We start from the raw sequence: 23,929 nt of genomic DNA on the forward strand, positions 1-23,929 counted from the left end.
AAATTTGAAAGAAAAAATGAAATAAAATATGTAATTTTGCACTTCAATTTTAAGAAACCAATGAGTATTCAAAACCATATAGAAGCTGCTGTAAAAAAAGGATTTTTAACTTTATATGATGCTGAAATTCCGTCTGTAGAATTTCAAGCAACGCGTAAAGAATTTGAAGGAGATATTACGGTGGTTGTTTTTCCGATGTTGCGATACAAGAAAGGAAATCCAGTTCAGATTGGAAATGATTTAGGGAATTACATTGTAGAAAACGTACAAGAAGTGACTCGTTTTAATGTGGTAAAAGGGTTTTTAAACTTAGTGATTGATGACTCCTTATACCTAAAATCATTTGATAAAATTTATACCAATTCAACTTTTGGATTTGTAAAATCATCAGAAAAAGATGCTGTTTTGGTAGAATATTCTTCTCCAAACACCAATAAACCATTGCATTTAGGACATGTTCGTAATAATTTACTAGGCTATTCTGTTGCTGAAATTTTAAAAGCATCCGGAAAAAAAGTCTATAAAACTCAGATTATTAACGATCGTGGAATCCATATTTGTAAGTCGATGTTGGCTTGGCAGAAATATGGAAACGGTGAAACTCCGACTTCAACAGGATTAAAAGGCGATAAATTGGTTGGAAATTATTATGTAAAATTCGACCAAGAATATAAAAAAGAAATTACCAATTTAATTGCTTCAGGAGTATCTGAAGAAGATGCAAAAAAACAAGCTCCGTTGTTGCTAGAAGCACAAGAAATGCTTCAAAAATGGGAAGCTGGAGATGAAGAAATTGTTGCACTATGGAAAACTATGAATGCTTGGGTCTATGCAGGGTTTGACATCACTTATAAAAATTTGGGCGTTGATTTTGATTCGTATTATTACGAAAGCAATACATATATATTAGGAAAAGACAATATTGAAGAAGGATTGAAAAATGGTGTTTTCTTCAAAAAAGAAGACGGTTCTGTTTGGATTGATTTAACCGAAGACGGATTGGACGAAAAAATCGTTTTACGTTCTGACGGAACAGCGGTTTATATGACGCAAGATATCGGAACTGCTGTGCAACGTTCTAAAGATTATCCAGATGTAAACGGAATGGTGTATACGGTTGGAAACGAGCAAGAATATCATTTTAAAGTATTGTTTTTAATCTTACAAAAATTAGGTTATTCTTGGGCTGATCAATTGTATCATTTGAGTTACGGAATGGTAGATTTACCTTCTGGAAAAATGAAATCTAGAGAAGGAACTGTTGTTGATGCTGATGAATTAATGGTAGAAATGACGGACACAGCAAGAAGTTTATCCCAAGAATTAGGAAAACTAGAAGGTTATTCAGAAGAAGAAAAAGAATCTTTATACAATACCATTGGATTAGGCGCATTAAAATATTACATTTTAAAAGTAGATCCTAGAAAACGTATTTTATTTGACCCAAAAGAATCGGTAGATTTTCAAGGTAATACTGGTCCTTTTATTCAATATACCTACGCGAGAATTCAGTCGATTTTAAGAAAAGCTACGTTTGATTTTTCTAAAGAAATAACTGATTTAGAATTGCATCCAAAGGAAAAAGAATTGATTAAAATTATTGAAAATTACCCTGAAATTATTCAGCAAGCAGCTGCAAATCATTCGCCTGCAATCATTGCAAATTATACGTATGATTTGGTAAAGGAATTCAATTCTTTCTATCAAAATGTATCTATTTTAGGAGAAGAAAATCAAGATAAAAAAATAATCAGAGTACAATTATCAAAAAAAGTAAGCGATATTATTAAATCAGCTTTTACGTTATTGGGAATTAATGTTCCTGAGAGAATGTAGAAATTAGTAAACAGTTGCAGTTGGCAGTAAGCACAAAAGTTAGTAAATTTGCCTGCGTTAGGGATTGAACGGTATGTTTGAGCTCTCACGCTTTTTCAGCGTGAAGCGAGTAGTGAAAGCCCGCTCGAACGCCCAAAGAATTAAAAAATTAAAGGATTAAAAGACTCAATACTTATTGAATTTTTTAATTTTAAATCATTAAATAAAGAAACATGAAATACGACATCATTATTATAGGAAGTGGACCTGGAGGTTATGTTACAGCAATTAGAGCTTCACAATTAGGCTTTAAAGTTGCAGTAGTTGAAAAAGAAAACTTAGGTGGAATCTGTTTAAATTGGGGTTGTATTCCTACAAAAGCATTGTTAAAATCTGCACAAGTCTATGATTATTTAAAGCATGTAGATGCCTACGGATTAAAAGCGGAAGCAATTGATAAAGATTTTGAAGCAGTTATCAAAAGAAGTCGTGGTGTTGCAGACGGAATGAGCAAAGGTGTTGCTTTTTTAATGAAGAAAAACAAAATCGATATTATTGATGGTTTTGGAAAGATAAAAACGGGTAAAAAAGTAGATGTTACTGCCGAAGACGGTAAAGTAACTGAATATAGTGCTGATCATATTATTATTGCAACTGGAGCGCGCTCTAGAGTATTACCAAACTTACCACAAGATGGTAAAAAAGTAATTGGTTATAGGGAAGCGATGAGCTTACCAACACAACCAAAATCTATTATTGTTGTAGGTTCTGGTGCCATTGGAGTTGAATTTGCTCATTTTTATAATTCAATGGGAACTGATGTAACTATTGTAGAGTTTTTACCAAATGTAGTTCCGTTAGAAGATAAAGATGTTTCTAAACAATTTGAACGTTCTATCAAGAAAGCAGGAATTAAAGTGATGACAAATTCTTCTGTAGAAGCTGTAGATGTTTCTGGCAAAGGCGTTAAAGCAACTGTAAAAACTAAAAAAGGAGAAGAAATTCTAGAAGCGGATATCGTTTTATCAGCAGTAGGAATTAAAACAAATATTGAAAACATCGGATTGGAAGATGTTGGAATTGTAACAGATAGAGATAAGATTTTGGTAAACGATTTTTACCAAACTAATTTACCTGGTTATTATGCTATTGGTGATGTGGTTCCTGGTCCGGCATTGGCACACGTTGCTTCGGCAGAAGGAATTACTTGTGTAGAAAAAATTGCAGGTTTAGATACCGAAGCAATTGATTACGGAAATATTCCTGGTTGTACCTATGCAACTCCAGAAATTGCTTCTGTTGGAATGACAGAAGAACAAGCAAAAGAAGCTGGTTACGAATTAAAAATCGGGAAATTTCCATTCTCTGCATCTGGAAAAGCAAAAGCAGCTGGAACTCCAGACGGATTTGTAAAAGTAATTTTTGATGCTAAATATGGCGAATGGTTAGGTTGCCATATGATTGGTGCTGGAGTTACAGACATGATTGCAGAAGCAGTTTTAGGAAGAAAATTAGAAACTACTGGACATGAAGTGTTAAAAACAATTCACCCACATCCAACAATGAGTGAAGCGGTTATGGAAGCTGTTGCAGATGCTTATGATGAAGTGATTCATTTATAAAATTTTAGAAAAATATATTTACAAAAAACCGAAGTTTTACTGCTTCGGTTTTTTTATATTTGAAACTTCAATAATTTTTCATGAAAAAACTCACTTTACTTCTACTCTTTCTTTTAATTTTTAGTGTTGGATATAGTCAACAAAAAACATTTGGCATTATATAGAAAATGAGCAAGTTATTTCTGAAAACAAAGAAGATGCACATGCAAATTCCGAAAGAATTTAACAAGGTTACCTATTATGGCCGTGGTCCTTGGAAGAATTATCAAGACAGAAAATCATCAACATTTATAGATGTTTTTAAAACGACTGTTTCTGCTTTTTATGTTCCTTATATACGCCCACAAGAAAACGGCTTGTTAATTTCTTCTCCTTCGCAAAAAGACTTGAGTATTTCTGCCTTACACATGCCAAATGAAGATCTTGATATTACCAATGATTTAGATTATACGAAAGAAAATAAAAAAGCTAATTTTAGCAAGCATACAACAGATATAAAAGAGCAAAATTTAGTGCAGCTAAATATAGATTTAGTACAAAGAGGTTTAGGTGGTGATGATAGTTGGGGAGCAAAACCACAAGAAAAATATCAATTAAAAAGGAATAAAAAATATTCGTATTCTTTTTATTTAATTCCGTTTACAAGTGGAACAATAGAAAAATTTGTGGAATTACAACAGCAATTTAAATAATGGCATTTACCAAAAATCAAAAAAAGGAAACTTTTAAAGCGTTGGCTATCGCTACAGTAAAAATTACGATTCCTGGGATTATTATTGGAGTTTTTCACGAATATGACTTTTGGGTTGGCTTGTTGCTATTTAGTTACCTACTTGTGTTTTTATACAGGAATTACTTGAATAGAATTTCTAAAAATTGGGTTTTATTAATAGGAATGATCATTACCGGAATTCTAGGAATTTGTGCAGAAATTTGGGGCGTAACAAATGGTTTTTGGGAATATCACGATTTAACAAACAACAGACAATTACCCTATTGGTTGCCATTTGCGTGGATGTTTGCTTTTCGATTTATTTATGTGTTAGAAACAAAATTAATTGTTTCGTTACAGTTAAAAAAGATGAGTCATAAAACGTGGCTGGCTATTTGTATTGCCGCATTTTTTCCTGCTTACGGAGAAGTCATCACGATAAACTTAGGGGTTTGGACCTATTCTTGGCCGTATCAATTTTTAGGCGTTCCGTTGTATGCAGTACTTTGTTTGGTTGCTTTGCATATGGGAATTAATTTTTTATTGAGTATTTGGGTGAAAAAGAAACAACTAAAAGATCCGATTTTTATAAATGAAGATTAATTTTGATAAGACCAAGCAACGATTCTTGTCACTTTATTTCCTTGATACATCGGAATTACTTTAAAAGTTGTTGCACCTAATTTCTTTGCTGATTTCTGTAAACTTTCTACATTTTCTTTTTTAGAAACCAAACTCGTAAACCAAGTTACTTGTTTTTTATACAGAGAACTTTGATATAAATAATTGTGTAAAAAAGCTTTCTCTCCGCCAACATACCACAATTCGTTATTGTTCCCTGCAAAATTACGCACTGCATTTGTCCCTAAATTTCTAGTTTTTCTTCTGTTTGCTCCTCTCGCCTCTTCGGCAGATTTATAAAATGGCGGATTACACATTGCTGCTGTAAAAGCATCTTCTGATTCTATAACCCCTGTTAAAATATTATTTTCATCAAACTGTTGACGTAATAAAATCTGTGGGTCTAACTTATTATCATCAATAATATCTTGTGCAGCATCTAAGGAATCTAAATCGATGTCGGTTCCTACAAAATTCCAGCCGTATACTGCATTTCCTAACAACGGATAAATACATGTTGCTCCAGTTCCGATATCTAAAACAGTTACATCTTTTTCATCTTTTAACAAATCATTTAAATGATGGATATAATCTACTCTCCCTGGGATTGGTGGACATAAATTTTCGTCTGGAAATTCCCAAACAGAAATTTTATCATAAGTAAATAATAATGCTTTGTTCAGTTCTTTAACTGCTTTTGGATTTGAAAAATCAATCGTAATTGCATCAAATTTATTTTTAGTAACAAACTCTTTTAACAAAGGGTTTTTAATGATTAAATCATCAAAATCATATCCTTTATTAAATTTATTATTGGGATGAAGCCCTTTTTCTTTCATAAGTTAACGTGTCAGGTCGAGCGCAGTCGAGACCTATTTAAGTACCGATAATACAATAACCTCTCGACTGCGCTCGAGGAGACATTTATATTAAATTAGACTTCTAGGATTGTAAATTTTAAATCCAATGGTTTTAATATTGATTTTAAAGCGTCAATAAATGTGTCGCCATATTCTAAATAATACTCAGAAAAATTGCGTTGACGCTCTTCTAAACCTTGATTCGGAAATAATTGTTCTTTTAATTCTCTGATTCTTAAAACCAACTCTTTTTGTTTTCTTTTTTCTGCTCTTAACAACCGTTTTTCTAAATTGTCTAATCCGTTTAATTGCTTTTTCTCTTGCGCACTTACTGCTCCAACAAAAGATTCATCAGTTTCATTTGCCACTCTTCTTAACATATAAAACTGTTGTTCTAATAAAGTTTTTGCATCTAAAAAATTAAAAGAAATATCTGAATTCTCATTGATTTTCAACTTTAATAAATCATCTTTCTTTAAAAACAATTCTTCTGTTGAAATACTTAAATTATCTAACTTTTTTTGTTGTTTCGCAGAAATTACTTGAACAGAATTTCGCAACACTAAAATCGGAAAAGGAACAGAAACAGTATTAAAATAATCTTTTAATTGTAACCAATACGCTAATTCTCCACCTCCACCAATATAGGCTAGGTTTGGCAAAACAACTTCTTGATACAACGGTCGCATAATAACATTTGGTGAAAATAATTGTGGCTTTTCTCTTAATTCTTCTAGAATTTCTTCTTTAGAAAAAGTGCTTTTTGTATTGTTTACTTTGTAAACTCCGTTTTCAAAAACAATGCGTTCTCTAGAGTCTTCACTCAAATAAAACAAGTTGATTTCTCTCGGATTTACTTGTACTTTATAGTTTTTTTCTAACTCTTTTATCGTGCTTGTAACGGCAGTATAAGACACTTGTTCTTGCAATTCTTGCGCAACAAATGGAGCAAATAATTGCTTTAATTGCTGATCGTCTCCATCAACAATTACCAAACCGTATTTTGCAAATAATTGATTGGCAATATACCTTGTTGCTTCCGCTAATGTGTTGTGTTCTATATATCCTTTTGTAAATAAATCTCTTAAAAAATCAGCATTTTTGGTGCTTCCTAATGTTGCTGAAAATTGCTCAAAAACTTCTTTCAATCCTTCAGTAGAAAAATGTCCCACTGCTCCACCATCATTTCTTTTCCATTGGATTTTTTTATTGTTGAAATTAAAATAATTGATTTCATCAAAATCATGATCTTCTGTTGCCATCCAATAAATAGGCACAAAATGATCCGCAGGAAATTGTTCTTGTAATGCTTCTGCTAAATTGATTGTAGAAATAATTTTATATAAGAAATACAACGGCCCGGTAAACAAATTTAATTGATGACCTGTTGTGACTGTAAATGTATTTGCTTGTGAAAGTGCATCAATATGTTGTTGAGTTTCTTCTGAAATAGCAACATTTTTATATTGATTTTTCAAGGCAGAAACCAATACTTTTCTAGTTTCTAAAGAAAAAGAAGCTCGTTTTTCTTCTAATTGATTTTTAAATCCGTTTACATCAGAAAAATTAGTGTAAAATGGTTGTATTGCTTCTTTTTGCGCCACATAATCAATCATGATCTTAGAGAAAAACCCTGTTTTCTGAAAAGGAATTTGCGTCACTTTCATCTATAACTTACTCTCTTTATCCATGTTAAACAATATATTTATAGAAGTATTGAAACTTAAACAATCACAATCACTTTTCATATTAGAAATCTTATTAATAATAATTTTTATAAAAATACAATTTTTTGGTGGTTGCTCGAAATTAGCAAATCAATCTAACACATTTTTAACGCTTTCTTAGTTGTAAAATTTGATATCTAAATAATTACAAGTAGATTTGAAAAAGCTAATCAAAAAACTATCCATAAAATGAAGCACAAGTCGATATTCTTTCTTTTCATTTCAATTATTTCATTTCAATTAACTGCACAAAAACTTCAGACTCCAAGCGAGTTTTTAGGATACAAATTAGGTTCTCGTTTTACGAGACATCATAAAGTAGTTGACTATTTTAAATACATTTCTGAAAACACAGACAAAGTAAAATTTCAAGAATACGGAAAAACCAACGAGCTAAGAACCTTAGCAATCGCTTATGTTTCTTCTGTTGAAAATATTAAAAATTTAGAAACTATTCGCAAACAACATTTAACAAGTGCTGGTATCGAACACACATCTGAATTAAAAGACAAAGCGATTGTTTGGTTGAGTTATAATGTGCACGGAAACGAAGCCTCTTCTACAGAAGCATCAATGCTAACATTGTATAAATTGATAACAGAAAACAGCAATTATTTAGAAAATACTATTGTAATTATCGATCCTTGTATCAATCCTGACGGAAGAGACCGGTATGCAAATTGGTACAATCAAGTAGTGGCTTCACCAAATAATGTAAATCCTGATGCTAGAGAACATAGTGAACCTTGGCCGGGCGGAAGACCAAATCATTACTTATTTGATTTGAATAGAGATTGGGCTTGGGCAACGCAAGTTGAAACGCAACAACGTTTAAAAGTGTATAATAAATGGTTACCTCATATTCATGTAGATTTTCATGAACAAGGCATCAACAATCCCTATTATTTTGCTCCTGCTGTAGAACCTTATCATGAAGTAATTACAGATTGGCAACGTAATTTTCAAACTCAGATTGGAAAAAATAATGCAAAATATTTCGATAAAAATGGTTGGTATTATTTTACAAAAGAGAGTTTTGATTTGTTATATCCAAGTTATGGTGATACCTATCCAACTTATGTTGGTAGTATTGGAATGACGTACGAGCAAGCTGGTGGAGGAAGAGCTGGATTGGGAATCACAAAATCTGATGGAGAAGCTTTAACGCTTTGGGATCGATTGATTCACCATACAACTACAGGAATTTCTACCGTTGAGATGGCTTCAAAAAACATTGGTCAAATTAATGCTGAATTTAAAAAATACTTTAAACTGAACGATTTTAAATACAAAAGTTATGTTTTACACGGAAATAAAAGCAAAACGAACAAGTTAATGGAGTTGTTAGACAGACACGAAATTACCTATGGTTTTGCTGAAGGAAAATCAGTTTCTGGGTATGATTATGATACAAGAGCAAAAGGAAACATGAAACCTTCTTCTAGTGATTTGGTTGTTTCTACAAATCAACCAAAAGGAAGATTGGTGAAAGCATTGTTTGAACCAGTTGCAAAATTAAGTGATTCTATTACCTACGACATTACCGCTTGGTCATTACCTTATGCTTACGGTTTTAAAGCGATTGCTAGTGAACGATTAGTAGCGGCTAATTCAAGTAAAATGCAACCAAATTTGGCAACTCCAAATTACAATGCGTATGCGTATACATTTGAGTGGAATCATATTTCTGATGCCGCATTATTAGCTGATATTTTAAAACAAAATTTTAGAGTTCGTTTTAACAGAAAAGAAATGATCAATTCTGGTAAAAAGTTAAAAACCGGAAGTTTAATTGTGACTCGTAGTGATAATAAACACATCAAAGATTTTGATCAAACATTAGTTGCTATTGCAAATATGCATCACAAATTTGCAAATTCAATCAACACGGGTTTTTCTGATAAAGGTCCAGATATGGGTTCATCTGATGTTAGAGAACTTAAAAATCAAAAAATTGCAGTGCTTTCTGGACAAGGTACTTCATCATTAAGTTATGGAGAAATCCAATATTTTTTCGAAAAAGAAATCAACTATCCGTTTACGGCAATTAATACTTCTGATTTTTCTGTAAGCATGTTAGAAAATTACCACACATTGGTAATTCCGAATGGTTATTACGGTAAATTTAGTAAAAGTGAATTAGCTAAACTAACATCATGGATTAGAAGCGGAGGAAAAGTAATTGCCATTGGTGGTGCCAACAGTATTTTTGCAAATAAAAAAAGTTTTGGATTAAAAACGAAATCTGACAAAGACGATAAAGACAGATCTGATAAAGATGTTGAGTTGATTAATTACGAAGATTTAGAAAGAGAAAGTATTAAAGGAAGTATTACCGGCGCTATTTTTAAAACGAAAGTGGACAATTCTCATCCCTTAGGTTTTGGGTATGGCGATGCTTATTTTACCTTAAAACAAGGCGCTAGATCTTATGATTATTTAGAAGATGGATATAATGTTGTTCGTTTAGAAAACAATACTGTATTTTCTGGATTTGTAGGAACCAAAGCTGATAAAAACTTAGCAAAATCATTAATTTTTGGTGAAGAAAATATTGGTAGAGGAAGCGTAATTTATATGATTGACAATCCTTTGTTTAGAGCATTTTGGGATAATGGAAAATTGTTTTTTGCAAATGCAATCTTCTATACAAATCCAAGTATGAAGAAATTGTAATTGTCCGTTCGAGCGGAGTCGAGAACTATTAACCTCTTTTAAGCTGCGCATTTATCTTCAAATTGGAATATATTTCAATTTTTAATAGTGCTCGAGGAGACATTTCTTACAATAAAAAAGCTCGCAAATTGCGAGCTTTTTTATTTTTATTGAACTATCGGTGTTCCGTATAAGTCGTAATCTCCAGCTTCATCAATTTTTACATCAATAAACTCACCTATTTTTATATAATGTTTAGTTGCATCAACAATTACGTCGTTATCTACATCTGGCGAATCAAATTCTGTCCGTCCGTAGAAATATTCTCCGTCTTTTCTATCAAACAAACAACGGAATGTTTTACCAACTTTTTCTTGATTCAGTTCCCAAGAAATCTGAGATTGAACTTCCATAATTTCGTTGACTCTTTTAAACTTTACCTCTTCAGGAACATCATCTTCTAACACATAAGCGCCCGTATTTTCTTCGTGAGAATATTCAAAAGCACCCAAACGCTCAAAACGCATTTCTTCTACCCAATCTTTTAATTCTTGAAACATTTCTTCTGTTTCTCCAGGATACCCAACAATCAACGTTGTTCTAATTGCCATTTCTGGAACGGTTTCTCTAAACTTATGAATCAACGAAGTTGTTTTTTCGTGCGTAGTTCCACGTTTCATCGATTTTAACAATTCGGTGTTGATGTGTTGCAACGGAATGTCTAAATAATTACACACTTTTGGTTCGTTTTTCATCACTTCCAAAACATCCATCGGAAAACCAGTTGGAAACGCATAATGCATTCGTATCCATTCGATGCCTTCTACTTTTGTCAAAGCAAGTAACAAATCTGCTAAAGCACGTTTTTTATAAATATCTAATCCGTAATAGGTTAAATCTTGCGCGATTAACATCACTTCTTTGATTCCTTTTTCGGCTAATTTTGTAGCTTCTGTAATGATATCTTCAATCGGAGTAGAAATGTGTTTTCCACGCATTAACGGAATCGCACAAAACGAACACGGACGATCGCAACCTTCTGCAATTTTTAAATAGGCGTAATGTTTTGGTGTTGTTGTTAAACGTTCACCAATCAATTCGTGTTTATAATCTGCTTCTAAAACCTTTAATAAATTTGGCAAATCGTGCGTACCAAAATACTGATCTACATTTTTAATTTCTCTTTCTAAATCTGGTTTATAACGCTCACTTAAACAACCCGTTACAAAAACCTTATCAATTTCTCCAGCTTCTTTACGCTGCGCGTGATGCAAAATAGTATCAATAGATTCTTCTTTGGCTTTCCCAATAAAACCACAGGTATTAATTACCACAATATTTCCTTCGTCATTTTCATCTTCATGAACCACATCTTTTCCGTTGGCTTTTAATTGTCCCATTAAAACCTCACTATCATATACATTTTTAGAACAGCCCAATGTAACTACATTGATCTTGTTTTGCTTGATGGTTTTTGTACGCATATTTTTATTTTAAAATGCAAAGATACAATCTTAATCTACGTTTTTAAACATATTTAGAATGTTAATAATGAGGGAAAAACTTTAGTTAATTTTAAAGTGATTTTTGGTAACTTTGGTAATTATGAATAGAATTTATTAAAACGAAATTATATTCTTTTAAATTATGCTAAATTTTGATTAACTTTCAGATGTTTATTAAAATAATAGAATCTAAATTAAATTCTTTAAAAAATCACCTTTACGCTATGTACAAAGAAAAATTAAAATTCATCGACCTCTTTTGTGGAATTGGAGGTTTCAGAGTAGCCTTTGAAGAGGCTTGTGAGGAAAATGGCATTCAATCTGAATGTGTTTTTTCTTCTGACATAGACAAGTATGCTCAAGACAGTTATGAAACCAACTTTGGAGAAAGACCTGCTGGAGACATTACTCAAATCGATGAAAAAGAAATTCCCGACCACGATATTCTTTTTGGTGGATTTCCTTGTCAACCGTTTAGTATAATTGGACAAATGAAAGGAATGGACGATACAAGAGGAACTTTGTTTTTTGATATTGCTCGCATAATTAAAGAGAAAGAGCCAAAAGCATTTATTTTAGAAAATGTAAAGCAACTTGTCGGTCACGATGGAGGAAAAACATTAAAAGTAATCGTACAAGCATTAAAAGACATAGGATATCACGTTCAATATAGCGTTTTAAACGCTTTAGATTATGGATTACCTCAAAAACGCGAAAGAGTTGTTATAGTTGGTCATCGCGAACCAATAATGTTTACTTTTCCAAATCCCGAAAAACCATATAAATCTCTAAAAGAAATTTTAGAAAAAAAAGTTGAAGACAAATATTTTGCGTCTGAATATATAAGAGAAAAAAGAAAGGATAAACATAAATCTTCTTACTATCCATCTATATGGCACGAAAACAAATCTGGGAACGTCTGTTCTTATCCATATTCTTGTGCGCTTCGTTCAGGTGCTTCTCATAATTATCTTCTAGTAAATGGAGAAAGAAGACTAACACCAAGAGAAATGTTTAGATTACAAGGGTTTCCTGATTGGTATAAAATCATAGTAAGTGATGCTCAAGCTAAGAAACAAGCTGGAAACGCTGTCCCTGTTAATATGATAAAAGCAGTTGTGGAAAAACTTCTACCATATGTTGCTACGAGTTTAGATCAAACATCAGTTTTAATAGAATATGACTTACAATACAATCCTAGTTAATGGCAAAACAATTACCAAAATTAAGAACTGTAACAAAGTCCGTTTCAGCTTATCCATTAAATAAATTTAATACTGATTTTCCATATATTTTAGGTCAAGAAATTGTTTATTTACTTGCAAGTAAAGGCAGACCAGATTTGCAAGGCGACGAATGGGAACAAATCTTTTCCAAATGTATTGGAGCGAATTGGAAACCTTCAAATGTAGGTTTAGATGACGTTGTTATGGGTAATACTGCTTGGGGTGCGAAAACAGTAAAGTCAAACTTAAAAGATTTTAAGAAACTAAAACAAATTAGACTAATTTCAGGTAGAAATTCGCCTGTATATTCTTACGGGGGAACAATAGACACGAATGCCAACCCTAATGTTATTGGAGAACAAGTTTTAGAAATTTGGAACGAAAGAGTATCTGCTATTCGAGAAAAGTTTAAGCATCTTAGAACTGTTGTACTTGTTAAATCAAATGATTTATCGCAAGTTGCAGTTTTCGAATTTGATACTGTAAGATATGATTACGATTTGTATGAATTTATTTGGAACAAGAATGGAAACTTGGAAGGTTACGAAAAAGGTGTTGAACACAAAAGTACTAATAAGCGTTTCACTTGGCAACCTCATGGTTCTCAATTTACAATTACAGAGATTGTACCTGAAAAAACTTTAATACTGAAAATAAAGCAACCTGAGAAACTTGATAAAGTCAAAATACTGAAGGCTATAGGATTTGATAAAACTTGGGTAACAATTGAACACAAGTAAAACTAGGTATAAAGTTAATTACTAACTCTATTCTACTTCTCAAAATTTAAATTTTTAAAAACTCCATGCTAAAATTTAACATGGAGTTTTTGTTTACAAATACACCATTTCATTATTTCTCTTTTTTTTGATAACCAATTAACTATTAATGCAAGAAACTTTTCCATAAATAATCCACTTATTATAAGTAAATTACAGCAGCACACAAACATTTTAAAATGTTAAAACACTCATTTTAAAGTAACAATAATTTCGCTTTATCGTCTTGATGTTATCACATAAAACATTTAAGACAATGAAAACAACAAAAATTTTCAATTACGCATTACTCCTTTCTTTTTTATTTACAAACACTATTTTCTCGCAAAAAGCAGAAAATTCAATAACCAAAAATTCATTACAACAGGAGATTCTAAAAATGGACAACTTATTTTTTAATGTTGCATTTAATAAATGTGATTTAAAACTCTATAAGAAAATAATGTCTCCAAAAATAGAGTTTTATGATGATCGTTCTGGGCTTAATACCTCTTATAAAGTAGAAATAGCTTCTTTTAAAGACAGATGTTCTAGACCTTTCGCTGTAACTCGAAAATTGATGAGTGCTACGGTACATGTTTTAGGAAATTATGGTGCTGTAGAAATAGGGGTTCATGAATTTTATGAAGATGGTAAAAAAGTACAAAGAGGAAAATTTATTATTATCTGGGAAAAAAAAGAGGGTTCTTGGATTATAAAACGAACAGTAAGCTACGATCATGAGCCTGTTTAGTACTAAATATTTTTAATAGTTTTAGTAATTATGACTTGTTTGACAAGGTAACTTAAAAACTGTAAGAATATCTTCATTAAATAAAAACATAAAGATAATGGATAAAAAGATAACATTTAAGTACGTTTTAGCAATTATAATTGCTGTGATTTTCACATGGAGTATTCATGAATTTGCTCATTGGTTGACAAGTGAGTTGCTGGGATATAAAGCCAGCATGAGTATAAACGGAACATCACTTGTGAACGGTCAAAATCCGACGGATTGGCATACCCTTTTTATTTCGGCTTCTGGCCCCATAGTAACCTTTTTACAAGGGTTTATAGTTTTTATTATTCTTAAAACTCAGAATTGGAATAAATATCTTTATGCCTTTTTATTTACTGCGTTTTATATGCGCCTTTTAGCGGGATTGATGAATTTTATAAATCCAAATGATGAAGGTCGAATAAGTGCCTTTTTGGGAATCGGTTTTTTTACTTTGCCCATATTGGTCAGCAGTCTTTTATTTTTTATGATCTATAAAATTTCAAAAAAGTATTCTCTAAATTGGAGGTTTCAACTGGGAACTTATTTAATTGTAATGTTCGCAAGTTCTTTTTTAATACTTTACGACCAATTTCTTGGAATTAGAATAGTATGATGTTAAGACACATCTTCGAAAATCATAAAAAACTCCATGTTCAAATTTAGCATGGAGTTTTTCTTTACAAGTACACCATTTTGTTATTCATCCATTTTTGGTAACTTTGGGAACTAAGATTACAACTCTCAAAATCAAACCCATGAAAAAAGCAAAATTTCTACTCATCACAATGCTGTGTTTATTTATAGCACAGCCTACATTTAGTCAAGCCTATACTTCTAATCAAATAGATTCTATTGTAAAAAAAGCCATGTCAATTGGCCCAAATGCAGGAGTTGCAGTTGTTGTTCTTAAAGACAATAAAATAGTGCACTTAAAAGGCTACGGAGTTACTTCTAACAACACCAAAGAAAAAGTAAATAAAAATACTCTTTTTGCCATTGCATCCAACTCTAAAGCTTTTACAACAACAGCTTTGGCAATGTTGGTTGATCAAGGAAAATTAAATTGGTTGGATAAAGTGGTAGATTATATTCCAGAATTTAAAATGTACGATTCGTATGTAACAGAAAATTTCAACATTCAAGATCTACTAACGCATAGGAGTGGACTTGGTTTGGGTGCAGGAGATTTGATGTTTTTTCCTGACGGATCTGATTTTAATATTAAAGATGTACTCAATAGTTTTCAATATCAAAAACCAACATCGGCTTTTAGAACAAAATACGATTATGACAATTTATTGTACGTTGTTGCTGGAGAAGTTGTTGCTAGAGTTAGTGGAATGAGTTGGGCTAAATTTGTAGAAACTAACATCATGAAACCATTAGGAATGCAACGATCGGCAGGTGTGTATCAACGTTTAAAAGACAAAAGCAATGTGGCTTTTCCACATTCAGCAGAAAATGGCAAACTAAATCAACTTGAACATTATATTAAAAATGATGAATCTTTAGGAGCTGCTGGCGGAATTTATACAAGTGTAAACGATTTGAGTAAATGGCTAATCATGCATTTGAACAATGGGAAATACGGCAACGATTTTAGCAAAACAATGATTTCTAAAAAAAGCCATGACGAACTTTGGAAACCACACACCAATATTGGATTTAATGTAAACCCAAAACCTCCATATAAAACACATTTTAATGCTTACGGATTGGGTTGGCGAATCAGTGACAAAGGAGGCTATCTAACGATTGAACACACTGGCGGCTTACCAGGAATGCTTTCAAGAACAATTTTAATTCCAGAGTTAAATGTGGGAATCGTTGTATTGACAAACACAGCTCCAGGAGGAAATAGTTTTTGGACAATTCCTAATGAAATTATGGATGCTTATTTAGGGATTAAAAAAACAGATTGGATTTCTCTTATGGAAAAAAACCTTCAAAAAAATGCAGCCCAAAGTGATGCTGTAACTAAAGCCGTTTGGAATACCGTTGCGAAAGCAAATTCAAATCACATTAAACACTCTGATTATATTGGAACATACAAAGACAATTGGTTTGGGAAGATTAAGATTTATGAGAAAAATAATAAATTATGGTTTGCATCGGTACGTTCTCCAAAATTAACAGGCGAAATGTCTTTCTACAAAGCAAATACTTTTGCAATTAAATGGAATTATCAAGACATGCCTGCAGATGCTTTAGCAATGTTTACACTGGATGAAGAAGGAAAAGCTGTACGAATAAAGATGAGAGGAATATCTCCAAACATCGATTTTAGCTTTGATTTTCAAGACTTAGATTTAAAACGGGTTAAGAAGTAGTTAGGAATTAGTAGTTGGTAACTTATTACATAAAAAAACTCCTTTCTAAATTTCAGAAAGGAGTTTTTTTTAATGAGTTAATCGTTTATTTATTCATAGTTTTTCGGAACCTTTCTCGCTTTTGTCAATTGCTCAAAAGCATAACCAGCTTTTAACAAAGTTCGTTCAGAAAATGGTTTTCCAATAAAAGTTAAACTAATTGGTTCTCCATTATTTTTATACCCCATTGGCACAGTTAATGTTGGATATTTTGCAACTGCAGCAACACCAGAATGGTAATTATTAATTGATAAAATAGCATCTAATTTTTTATCATATAAATCTTGTAAAAATTTCACTCCTTCAGATGTTAATCCCTTTTTTACGACTTCTAATTCTTCTAAGGTTGTTGTATCTTTTACAATTCCATCAAATAACTGCTGTCCGTATGGAGCACGTAAAATAGAATCTTGTAAATTAAAAAGTGTGACATCTTTTACTGATTTTACAGTGACATTTTTATCTGCATAATTTACCAAATAACTTGGTAAATCGTGTTTCATATCAATATTTAACAAGGTTGTAAAACCTTTAAATTGTGCTCTTTCTGGGTTAATTTCTATTATTTCTGCGCCTGCATTTTTCATTTTCTGTACCGTTGCATTGTAGATAGAATCGGTTAACAAACCTTTTAACACGCCAAATCGTTTCCCTTTTAAACTAGATTCTAAAATAGCATTTTGAAATTTGTTTTCTTTTAAATTTTTGTCAATTGAAGCAGCATCTTTTGCATCGTATCCAAACATTGCTTCTAAAAAAATAGCATTATCAATAATACTTTTTGTCATTGGTCCTGGTGTATCTAATGTACTAGAAATAGGTACAATTCCGCTTCTGCTTAACACACCAATGGTTGGTTTTAAGCCTACAACAGAATTTAAACTAGATGGAGAAGTGATTGAACCAGAAGTTTCTGTTCCTACTGCAGCAACTGCAAAATTTGCTGCAACGGTTACGCCACTTCCTGCAGAACTTCCGCCTGTTTCAAATTTTCCTCTTCCGTACGGATTTAAGGTTTGTCCGCCAACGGCAGAATATCCCAACGGACAACCAGAACAGAAAAAATACGCCCATTCACTTAAGTTTACTTTTCCTAAAATCAACGCGCCATTTGCTCTTAATTGCTCTACAATAAAAGCATCTGTTGTGTTTTTATTTTCTACCAACGCAATGGCTCCTGCTGTTGTTGGCATATCATTGGTATCTATATTATCTTTTAAGAATATTGGCATTCCATAAATAGAATACTCAGAATTTGCTCCTTTTTCTTTGTCCTTTTGACGTGCTTCTTCTAATACATTCGGGTTCAATGCAATAATTGAGTTTAACGATTTTGTGCTATCACTTTCAAACTTTCTAATTCGATATAAATAAAATAATGTTAGTTTTTCATAGGAAAAATCTCCATTTCTAATATGCGTTTGTAATGTCGGAATGTCTTGTTCCAAAATCATTGGTTTTAATGCATTGTATTCTTCTTCTGAAAATTGAGAAAGCTCTTTTTGAAAGGGTGCAAAAACAGCATTCATATCTAAATATTTAGATTGTATGAGTTTAAATTGCATTCTTTTATTTTGATGTTTTTGTTGAGTTGCTAATTCAGCAGATTCATCATATTTTTTAAATTGTTTTTTTGGAGATTCTTCTTTACAAGAGATAATTAGTAAAGTAATTGCGAAAAGGAAAAGTATTTTTTTCATTGGTTGATAATTTAAGAATCAAATATAGTTCTTTTTATAAAAGAAACTCTTTTCTATAATGAGAAAGGAGTTTTAAACAATACTAATAATTAAAATTATATAAAATATTTTCTTCAAAGAAGTAAGATAAAGCTAAAACTATAATAAAGAATACTAAAAAATACTTATTGTATGTTTTTAATAATATTGAAAAAAATGAATAAACAAAAATTGCTAAATACAAATAGATAAAATAATTGTGTGGACTATTAGCTAGTTTTTCTAATTCTTGCGGAATTAGAGGATTATTAAGGTTTAGTTTATTTTGATAAATTGTAATAATATTATATACTATTCCCCAGATTGAATAACCAAATAAAATTATTGTGAATAGTTTTATTTTATTAGTAAACAACATAGATGTTTATTTAAAAAAAGAATCTACAAACTCATGTTTGTTAAAGACTTGTAAATCATCAATTCCCTCTCCTACTCCAATATATTTTACAGGAATTTGAAACTGATCTGAAATTCCGATGACAACGCCCCCTTTTGCTGTTCCGTCTAATTTGGTAACTGCCAAAGAAGTAACTTCGGTTGCTTTTGTAAATTGTTTTGCTTGTTCAAAAGCATTTTGTCCGGTTGATCCATCCAACACTAATAATACGTCGTGTGGCGCATCTGCAACCACTTTTTGCATCACCATTTTAATCTTTACCAACTCATTCATTAAATTGACCTTGTTGTGTAATCTTCCAGCTGTATCAATAATAACCACATCTGCATTTTGTGCTTTTGCAGATTGTAACGTATCAAACGCCACAGAAGCTGGATCTGAGCCCATTTCTTGACGTACAATTGGAACATTTACTCTATCTGCCCAAACTTGTAATTGATCGATTGCTGCTGCTCTAAATGTATCTCCTGCTCCTAAAACAACTTTTAAACCTTTCTTTTTAAACTGAGAAGCCAACTTACCAATGGTAGTTGTTTTTCCAACTCCGTTTACACCAACAACCATAATTACGTATGGTTTTTTATCTGCCGGAATTGTAAAATCGGTTTGATCTTCAACATTTGTTTCAGACAATAGACCCGCAATTTCTTCTCTTAAAATCTGGTTTAATTCTTCAGTTCCTAAGTATTTATCTTTTGCTACACGTGCTTCAATTCTATCAATAATTTTTAGTGTTGTATCTACACCAACATCAGAGGTTACTAATACTTCTTCTAAATTATCTAATACATCGTCATCTACAGTTGATTTCCCTGCAACTGCTTTTGATAATTTAGTAAAGAAACTAGATTTTGTTTTTTCCAATCCTTTGTCTAAAGTTTCTTTTTTTTCTTTTGAAAATATATTTTTTAAAAAGCTCATGTTCTTTATTTTATACTGATATAAAAGTGTTAAAAATTATACCATTTTTGTGGTTAGGTCAAATTGTCATTCTATTTGCTACCTGCGCCTGCCTGCGGCAGGCAGGTTAGAGATTGAAGCGATATCCTTTTTTGTTTTTTCAAAAAAGATTTAGCGAAAAGCCCGACCACGCTTTTTTTTTGCGTGGTAACACCCAAAAGTACGTAAATCTTAGACATAAAAAAAGCTACTCTCAATAGAAAGTAGCTTTGTATATTTTGGGTGTATAGTAATTACTTCTTAGCTAAAAAGTCATTTACTTTAGATGGATCCATAATTGCTTCAACAAAAGTATAAGCTCCTGTTTTAGGAGATTTTACCATTTTGATTGCTTTAGATAATCTCTTTGATCCTGTCTGTAATGATGCTACTGATTTCTTTGCCATGACTTATACTATTTATTTGATTTCTTTATGAACGGTCATCTTCTTTAAGATTGGGTTAAATTTCTTAACCTCTAATCTGTCTGGAGTGTTCTTTTTATTTTTCGTTGTAATGTATCTAGAAGTACCTCTTTCTCCTGAAGCTTTATGCTCTGTACATTCTAAAATTACCTGAACTCTATTTCCTTTTTTTGCCATCTCGGTTTCCTTTTTTAAGGTCGGATTATTTAGTTAAAAATCCGTTAGCTCTAGCTTCTTTTAAGACAGCAGAGATTCCTTTTTTATTAATATTTTTTAAAGCAGAAGCAGAAATTTTTAATGTAATCCATTTATCTTCTTCTGGAATATAAAAACGCTTTACCATAAGGTTCGCGTCAAATTTTCTTTTGGTTCTGTTCAATGCGTGAGAAACATTGTTTCCAACCATTGCTTTTTTTCCTGTAAGTTCACAAACTCTAGACATCTTCTGACAGTATTTTAGTATTATTTCTAAACGAGGTGCAAATTTAAGTAATTTTTACACATACAACAAAACAATTTCAACTATTTTTTATAATTTCTTTTTGTAAAATTTCTAGGGATTTATTTACCGTTCTATTTATTACTTTTTCTCTCGGCTGACCAAAGTTAAATTCTTCTACAATAACGTTTGTTTTTGTTGCTAAGGCGATAAAAACAATCCCAACTGTTTTATCGGTTTTATCGGTTGTTGGGCCCGCATTACCTGTAACAGCTATTGCATAATCTGTATTTAATTTATTTCTTGCTGCAATTGCCATTTCTTCTGCTACTTCTTTACTGACAACTGTAAATTTTTCGATGGTATTTTCAGAAATCCCCAACATACTTTTTTTAGCTACTGCAGAATAGCTTACAAAACTTCCTTTGAAATAAGTTGATGCGCCAGGAACTGAAACCAACGTTGAAGCAATGCTTCCACCAGTGATACTTTCTGCTGTTGCCAAGGTTTTCTGTTGCTGAATTAACAATTCTCCTACTCTTTTTTCGATGGAATCTCCATCTTCTACTCCAACAATCACATCAGAAATTAAATGCTGAATCTCAGAAATTTTTTCTTGCAATTCTTTTTCTAAAATTTCTTTATCATCTCCAGTTCCAGACAATCGCAATCTTACTTTTCCGAAAGATGGTAAATACGCTAATTTTATATGTTTTGGCAGGTTGTCTTCTACTTCTGCAATTCGTTCTGCAATCACACTTTCTCCTTGTCCGTACGTCATAATTGTTTTATGGCTGATAAAAGGCAGTTTAAATTGTTGTTGAATTCTTGGCAACACCTCATTGGTCATCAACCCTTTCATTTCATAAGGAACGCCGGGCAAGGACACAAAAACAGTATCATTTTCGTAAAACCACATTCCTGGTGCTGTGCCGTATTGATTTTTTAAATAGGTAGCTTTTGATGGTAATTGCGCTTGATATCTTTGAACTTCTTTAAAAGGATGATTTATTTTTTGAAACAATGCTTTGATATGCTCTACAACTTCTGGATATTCTATGAATTCTGTATCATTAAAATATGTAGCGATTGTTTTCTTTGTGATGTCGTCTTTTGTTGGACCTAATCCGCCAGTAATAATTACAATATCCGCTCGTTCTTGCGCTTCTTTTAACGCGTTTAAAATATGTTGCTCGTCATCTTGAATCGAAGTAATTTGGTAGACCGAAACTCCGATTTTATTTAACGCTACTCCAATCCATTGCGAATTGGTATCAACAATTTGACCAATAAGAATTTCGTCTCCGATGGTTATAATTTCTGCTTTCATATTTTTTTAGTTGCAAAGATTCAAAGTTGCAAAGGCTCAAAGTTTTACTTTTAACTTTTTGTGATTTATTTTTTCTTTTGAACCTAAGTGTTCTCGATACATCACGCTAAAAGGCGCGACACTCGAACGAACAAACTATTTACTGATTAACTATTAATTGTTCATTGATAACTCTGTTAATTGCTCACTGATAACTGATAACTGATAACTGATAACTGATAACTGATAACTGAATACTACTTTATTCTGATCTGAAATGCTTGTTTTCCTTCAATGGTTCCGGTTAGCACATCGTTTTCGACAACTTTTCCTACTCCAGCTGGAGTTCCCGTAAAAATAATATCTCCTTTTTTTAAGGTAAAATATTGAGAAACATAAGCAATTAATTCATCCGTTTTCCACAACATTGCATTGGTATTTCCGTCTTGAACAATGTCTCCATTTTTATCTAATTGAAATTTTAAATTTTCTAAATCGAATTGTTCTTTTGGATAAAACTCTCCAACAACTGCACTTCCGTCAAAAGCTTTTGCTTTTTCCCAAGGGAATCCGTTTTCTTTACAATGTTGCTGCACATCTCTTGCTGTAAAATCGATTCCCAAACCGATTTCATCATAATATTTATGCGCAAATTTTGATTCAATATGTTTACCTACTTTATTAATTTTTACCAAAACCTCCACTTCATAATGTACATCATTAGAAAAAGGTGGAATAAAAAATGGATTTTTACGTGGTAAAATAGCAGAATCTGGCTTCAGAAAAATAATCGGATTTTCTGGTCTTTCATTTGCTAATTCTTCGATGTGTTTTGCGTAATTGCGCCCAATACAGATTATTTTCATCTTACTTTTATTGAAAGATTGAATGATTTAAAGATTAAATTAGGTCTCGACTCCGCTCGACCTGACAACTGACTACTGATAACTGATAACTGACTACTGATAACTGATAACTGATAACTGATATTACGGAATCCAAACTTTAGGAAAATTAGGCTTTCTTTTTTCTAAAAACGCATCTCTTCCTTCTTTTGCTTCATCCGTCATATACGCTAAACGAGTTGCTTCACCTGCAAACACTTGTTGTCCAACCATTCCGTCATCGGTTAAATTCATAGCAAATTTTAGCATTTTTATGGATGTTGGCGATTTTTCTAAAATTTCTTGCGCCCATTGAAAAGCAGTATCTTCTAGTTCATCATGCGGAACAACAGCATTTACCATTCCCATTTCAAAAGCTTCTTGAGCAGAATAATTTCTTCCTAAAAAGAAAATTTCTCTCGCTCTTTTCTGTCCAACCATTTTCGCTAAATATGCGGATCCGTAACCTCCATCAAAAGACGTTACATCAGCATCCGTTTGTTTAAAAATGGCATGTTCTTTAGATGCTAACGTTAAATCACAAACTACATGCAAACTATGTCCGCCACCAACCGCCCAACCTGGAACAACGCAAATAACTGCTTTTGGCATAAAACGAATTAATCGCTGAACTTCTAAAATATTTAACCTGTGATAACCATCTTCACCAACATAACCTTGATGTCCACGTGCTTTTTGATCACCACCAGAACAGAAAGAATAGACTCCGTCTTTTGTACTTGGTCCTTCGGCAGATAATAAGACAACTCCGATTGAAGTATCTTCTCCTGCATCGTAAAATGCGTCGTATAATTCTGAAGTTGTTTTTGGACGAAAAGCATTTCTTACATTGGGTCTGTTAAACGCAATTCTTGCAACTCCGTTTGACTTTTTGTAGGTAATATCTTCGTATTGTTTTACAGTTTTCCAATCTGCTTTTATCATAATAGCTGTTTTTTATCGTTATGATTTAAAATCTAAAAGAACTTTATATTTCTATTTACAAAAATAGGATATTAAGAACTATTATTTACAATTTTATAGAAGGTTTGTAAATTGAACTATTTATTTGAAAAAAAAATATTTTTAACTTCAATACTTTTACAACTTATGATAAAAATTCTTCCCCTTTTGCTGCTTTTT

General features: G+C 32.0%; 21 protein-coding genes. 10 read left to right on the top strand and 11 right to left on the bottom strand.

Features of this window, described 5'->3' with window-relative positions; translation table 11 throughout:
- Positions 1 to 60: 60 nt before the first annotated feature.
- The 4 genes from argS (at position 61) to KCTC32516_RS11680 (ending at position 4,752) form a co-directional block, all read left to right on the top strand.
- Positions 61 to 1,836 carry an arginine--tRNA ligase gene (argS, locus tag KCTC32516_RS11665; RefSeq protein ID WP_301400785.1) on the top strand — a complete coding sequence of 592 codons (1,776 nt, stop codon included), beginning with the start codon at positions 61 to 63 and terminating at the stop codon, positions 1,834 to 1,836.
- Between the two features lie 212 nt (positions 1,837 to 2,048).
- Positions 2,049 to 3,437 (top strand): dihydrolipoyl dehydrogenase, encoded by a 1,389-nt coding sequence (gene lpdA / locus KCTC32516_RS11670; protein WP_301400787.1) that lies wholly within the window; start codon positions 2,049 to 2,051, stop codon positions 3,435 to 3,437.
- A 167-nt stretch (positions 3,438 to 3,604) separates the two neighbouring features.
- On the top strand, positions 3,605 to 4,129 hold the full coding sequence (locus KCTC32516_RS11675) for a beta-galactosidase small subunit-related protein (RefSeq protein ID WP_301400789.1): 525 nt from the start codon (positions 3,605 to 3,607) through the stop codon (positions 4,127 to 4,129).
- The gene (locus KCTC32516_RS11680; RefSeq protein ID WP_301400791.1) at positions 4,129 to 4,752 is read left to right on the top strand and encodes a hypothetical protein; all 624 of its coding nucleotides are present in this window, start codon (positions 4,129 to 4,131) and stop codon (positions 4,750 to 4,752) included. Before KCTC32516_RS11675 ends, KCTC32516_RS11680 begins: the two co-directional genes overlap by 1 nt.
- Here KCTC32516_RS11680 and rlmF read toward each other — a convergent pair.
- A complete protein-coding gene (rlmF, locus tag KCTC32516_RS11685) occupies positions 4,749 to 5,609 on the bottom strand; it encodes a 23S rRNA (adenine(1618)-N(6))-methyltransferase RlmF (RefSeq protein WP_301400793.1) in 861 nt (286 codons plus the stop codon). The genes KCTC32516_RS11680 and rlmF overlap by 4 nt on opposite strands.
- A 95-nt stretch (positions 5,610 to 5,704) precedes the next feature.
- The gene (bshC, locus tag KCTC32516_RS11690) at positions 5,705 to 7,297 is read right to left on the bottom strand and encodes a bacillithiol biosynthesis cysteine-adding enzyme BshC (protein ID WP_301400796.1); all 1,593 of its coding nucleotides are present in this window, start codon (positions 7,295 to 7,297) and stop codon (positions 5,705 to 5,707) included.
- Between the two features lie 249 nt (positions 7,298 to 7,546).
- Between bshC and KCTC32516_RS11695 the strand changes: the two genes are divergently transcribed.
- On the top strand, positions 7,547 to 10,033 hold the full coding sequence (locus KCTC32516_RS11695; RefSeq protein WP_301400798.1) for a M14 family metallopeptidase: 2,487 nt from the start codon (positions 7,547 to 7,549) through the stop codon (positions 10,031 to 10,033).
- 146 nt (positions 10,034 to 10,179) lie between these two features.
- Here the strand turns inward: KCTC32516_RS11695 and rimO are convergent, their stop codons facing one another.
- A complete protein-coding gene (rimO, locus tag KCTC32516_RS11700) occupies positions 10,180 to 11,496 on the bottom strand; it encodes a 30S ribosomal protein S12 methylthiotransferase RimO (protein WP_301400800.1) in 1,317 nt (438 codons plus the stop codon).
- 245 nt (positions 11,497 to 11,741) lie between these two features.
- Between rimO and KCTC32516_RS11705 the strand changes: the two genes are divergently transcribed.
- From KCTC32516_RS11705 to KCTC32516_RS11725, 5 genes are all read left to right on the top strand, one after another.
- Positions 11,742 to 12,722, top strand: a complete 981-nt coding sequence (locus KCTC32516_RS11705; RefSeq protein WP_301400802.1) for a DNA cytosine methyltransferase — start codon at positions 11,742 to 11,744, stop codon at positions 12,720 to 12,722.
- Positions 12,722 to 13,483, top strand: a complete 762-nt coding sequence (locus KCTC32516_RS11710) for a hypothetical protein (RefSeq protein ID WP_301400804.1) — start codon at positions 12,722 to 12,724, stop codon at positions 13,481 to 13,483. The genes KCTC32516_RS11705 and KCTC32516_RS11710 overlap by 1 nt, the downstream gene beginning before the upstream one ends.
- Positions 13,484 to 13,778: 295 nt before the next feature.
- Positions 13,779 to 14,255 (top strand): nuclear transport factor 2 family protein, encoded by a 477-nt coding sequence (locus KCTC32516_RS11715; RefSeq protein ID WP_301400806.1) that lies wholly within the window; start codon positions 13,779 to 13,781, stop codon positions 14,253 to 14,255.
- 97 nt (positions 14,256 to 14,352) lie between these two features.
- Complete coding sequence (locus KCTC32516_RS11720; protein ID WP_301400808.1) at positions 14,353 to 14,898, top strand: hypothetical protein; 546 nt, start codon at positions 14,353 to 14,355, stop codon at positions 14,896 to 14,898.
- A 142-nt stretch (positions 14,899 to 15,040) separates the two neighbouring features.
- Positions 15,041 to 16,615 carry a serine hydrolase gene (locus KCTC32516_RS11725; protein WP_301400810.1) on the top strand — a complete coding sequence of 525 codons (1,575 nt, stop codon included), beginning with the start codon at positions 15,041 to 15,043 and terminating at the stop codon, positions 16,613 to 16,615.
- A gap of 89 nt (positions 16,616 to 16,704) precedes the next feature.
- On the opposite strand, the gene KCTC32516_RS11730 is transcribed toward KCTC32516_RS11725, so the two are convergent.
- From KCTC32516_RS11730 to KCTC32516_RS11765, 8 genes are all read right to left on the bottom strand, one after another.
- On the bottom strand, positions 16,705 to 18,354 hold the full coding sequence (locus KCTC32516_RS11730; protein ID WP_301400812.1) for an amidase family protein: 1,650 nt from the start codon (positions 18,352 to 18,354) through the stop codon (positions 16,705 to 16,707).
- Between the two features lie 403 nt (positions 18,355 to 18,757).
- The gene (gene ftsY, locus KCTC32516_RS11735) at positions 18,758 to 19,711 is read right to left on the bottom strand and encodes a signal recognition particle-docking protein FtsY (protein ID WP_301400815.1); all 954 of its coding nucleotides are present in this window, start codon (positions 19,709 to 19,711) and stop codon (positions 18,758 to 18,760) included.
- 272 nt (positions 19,712 to 19,983) lie between these two features.
- Positions 19,984 to 20,136: a DUF4295 domain-containing protein gene (locus KCTC32516_RS11740; protein ID WP_301400817.1), complete on the bottom strand. Its 153-nt coding sequence runs from the start codon at positions 20,134 to 20,136 to the stop codon at positions 19,984 to 19,986.
- 12 nt (positions 20,137 to 20,148) lie between these two features.
- Positions 20,149 to 20,331 carry a 50S ribosomal protein L33 gene (gene rpmG, locus KCTC32516_RS11745; RefSeq protein ID WP_301400819.1) on the bottom strand — a complete coding sequence of 61 codons (183 nt, stop codon included), beginning with the start codon at positions 20,329 to 20,331 and terminating at the stop codon, positions 20,149 to 20,151.
- Between the two features lie 25 nt (positions 20,332 to 20,356).
- On the bottom strand, positions 20,357 to 20,596 hold the full coding sequence (gene rpmB / locus KCTC32516_RS11750) for a 50S ribosomal protein L28 (protein ID WP_301400822.1): 240 nt from the start codon (positions 20,594 to 20,596) through the stop codon (positions 20,357 to 20,359).
- A gap of 76 nt (positions 20,597 to 20,672) precedes the next feature.
- Positions 20,673 to 21,923 (bottom strand): competence/damage-inducible protein A, encoded by a 1,251-nt coding sequence (locus tag KCTC32516_RS11755; protein ID WP_301400824.1) that lies wholly within the window; start codon positions 21,921 to 21,923, stop codon positions 20,673 to 20,675.
- 236 nt (positions 21,924 to 22,159) lie between these two features.
- Entirely contained in the window at positions 22,160 to 22,768 is a 609-nt protein-coding gene (locus KCTC32516_RS11760; protein ID WP_301400826.1) for a fumarylacetoacetate hydrolase family protein, read from the bottom strand.
- A gap of 123 nt (positions 22,769 to 22,891) precedes the next feature.
- Positions 22,892 to 23,731 (bottom strand): 1,4-dihydroxy-2-naphthoyl-CoA synthase, encoded by an 840-nt coding sequence (locus KCTC32516_RS11765; protein ID WP_301400828.1) that lies wholly within the window; start codon positions 23,729 to 23,731, stop codon positions 22,892 to 22,894.
- Between the last annotated feature and the right edge of the window lie 198 nt (positions 23,732 to 23,929).

The sequence above is a fragment of the Polaribacter huanghezhanensis genome, from assembly GCF_030444335.1.
GTDB classification, from domain to species: domain Bacteria; phylum Bacteroidota; class Bacteroidia; order Flavobacteriales; family Flavobacteriaceae; genus Polaribacter; species Polaribacter huanghezhanensis.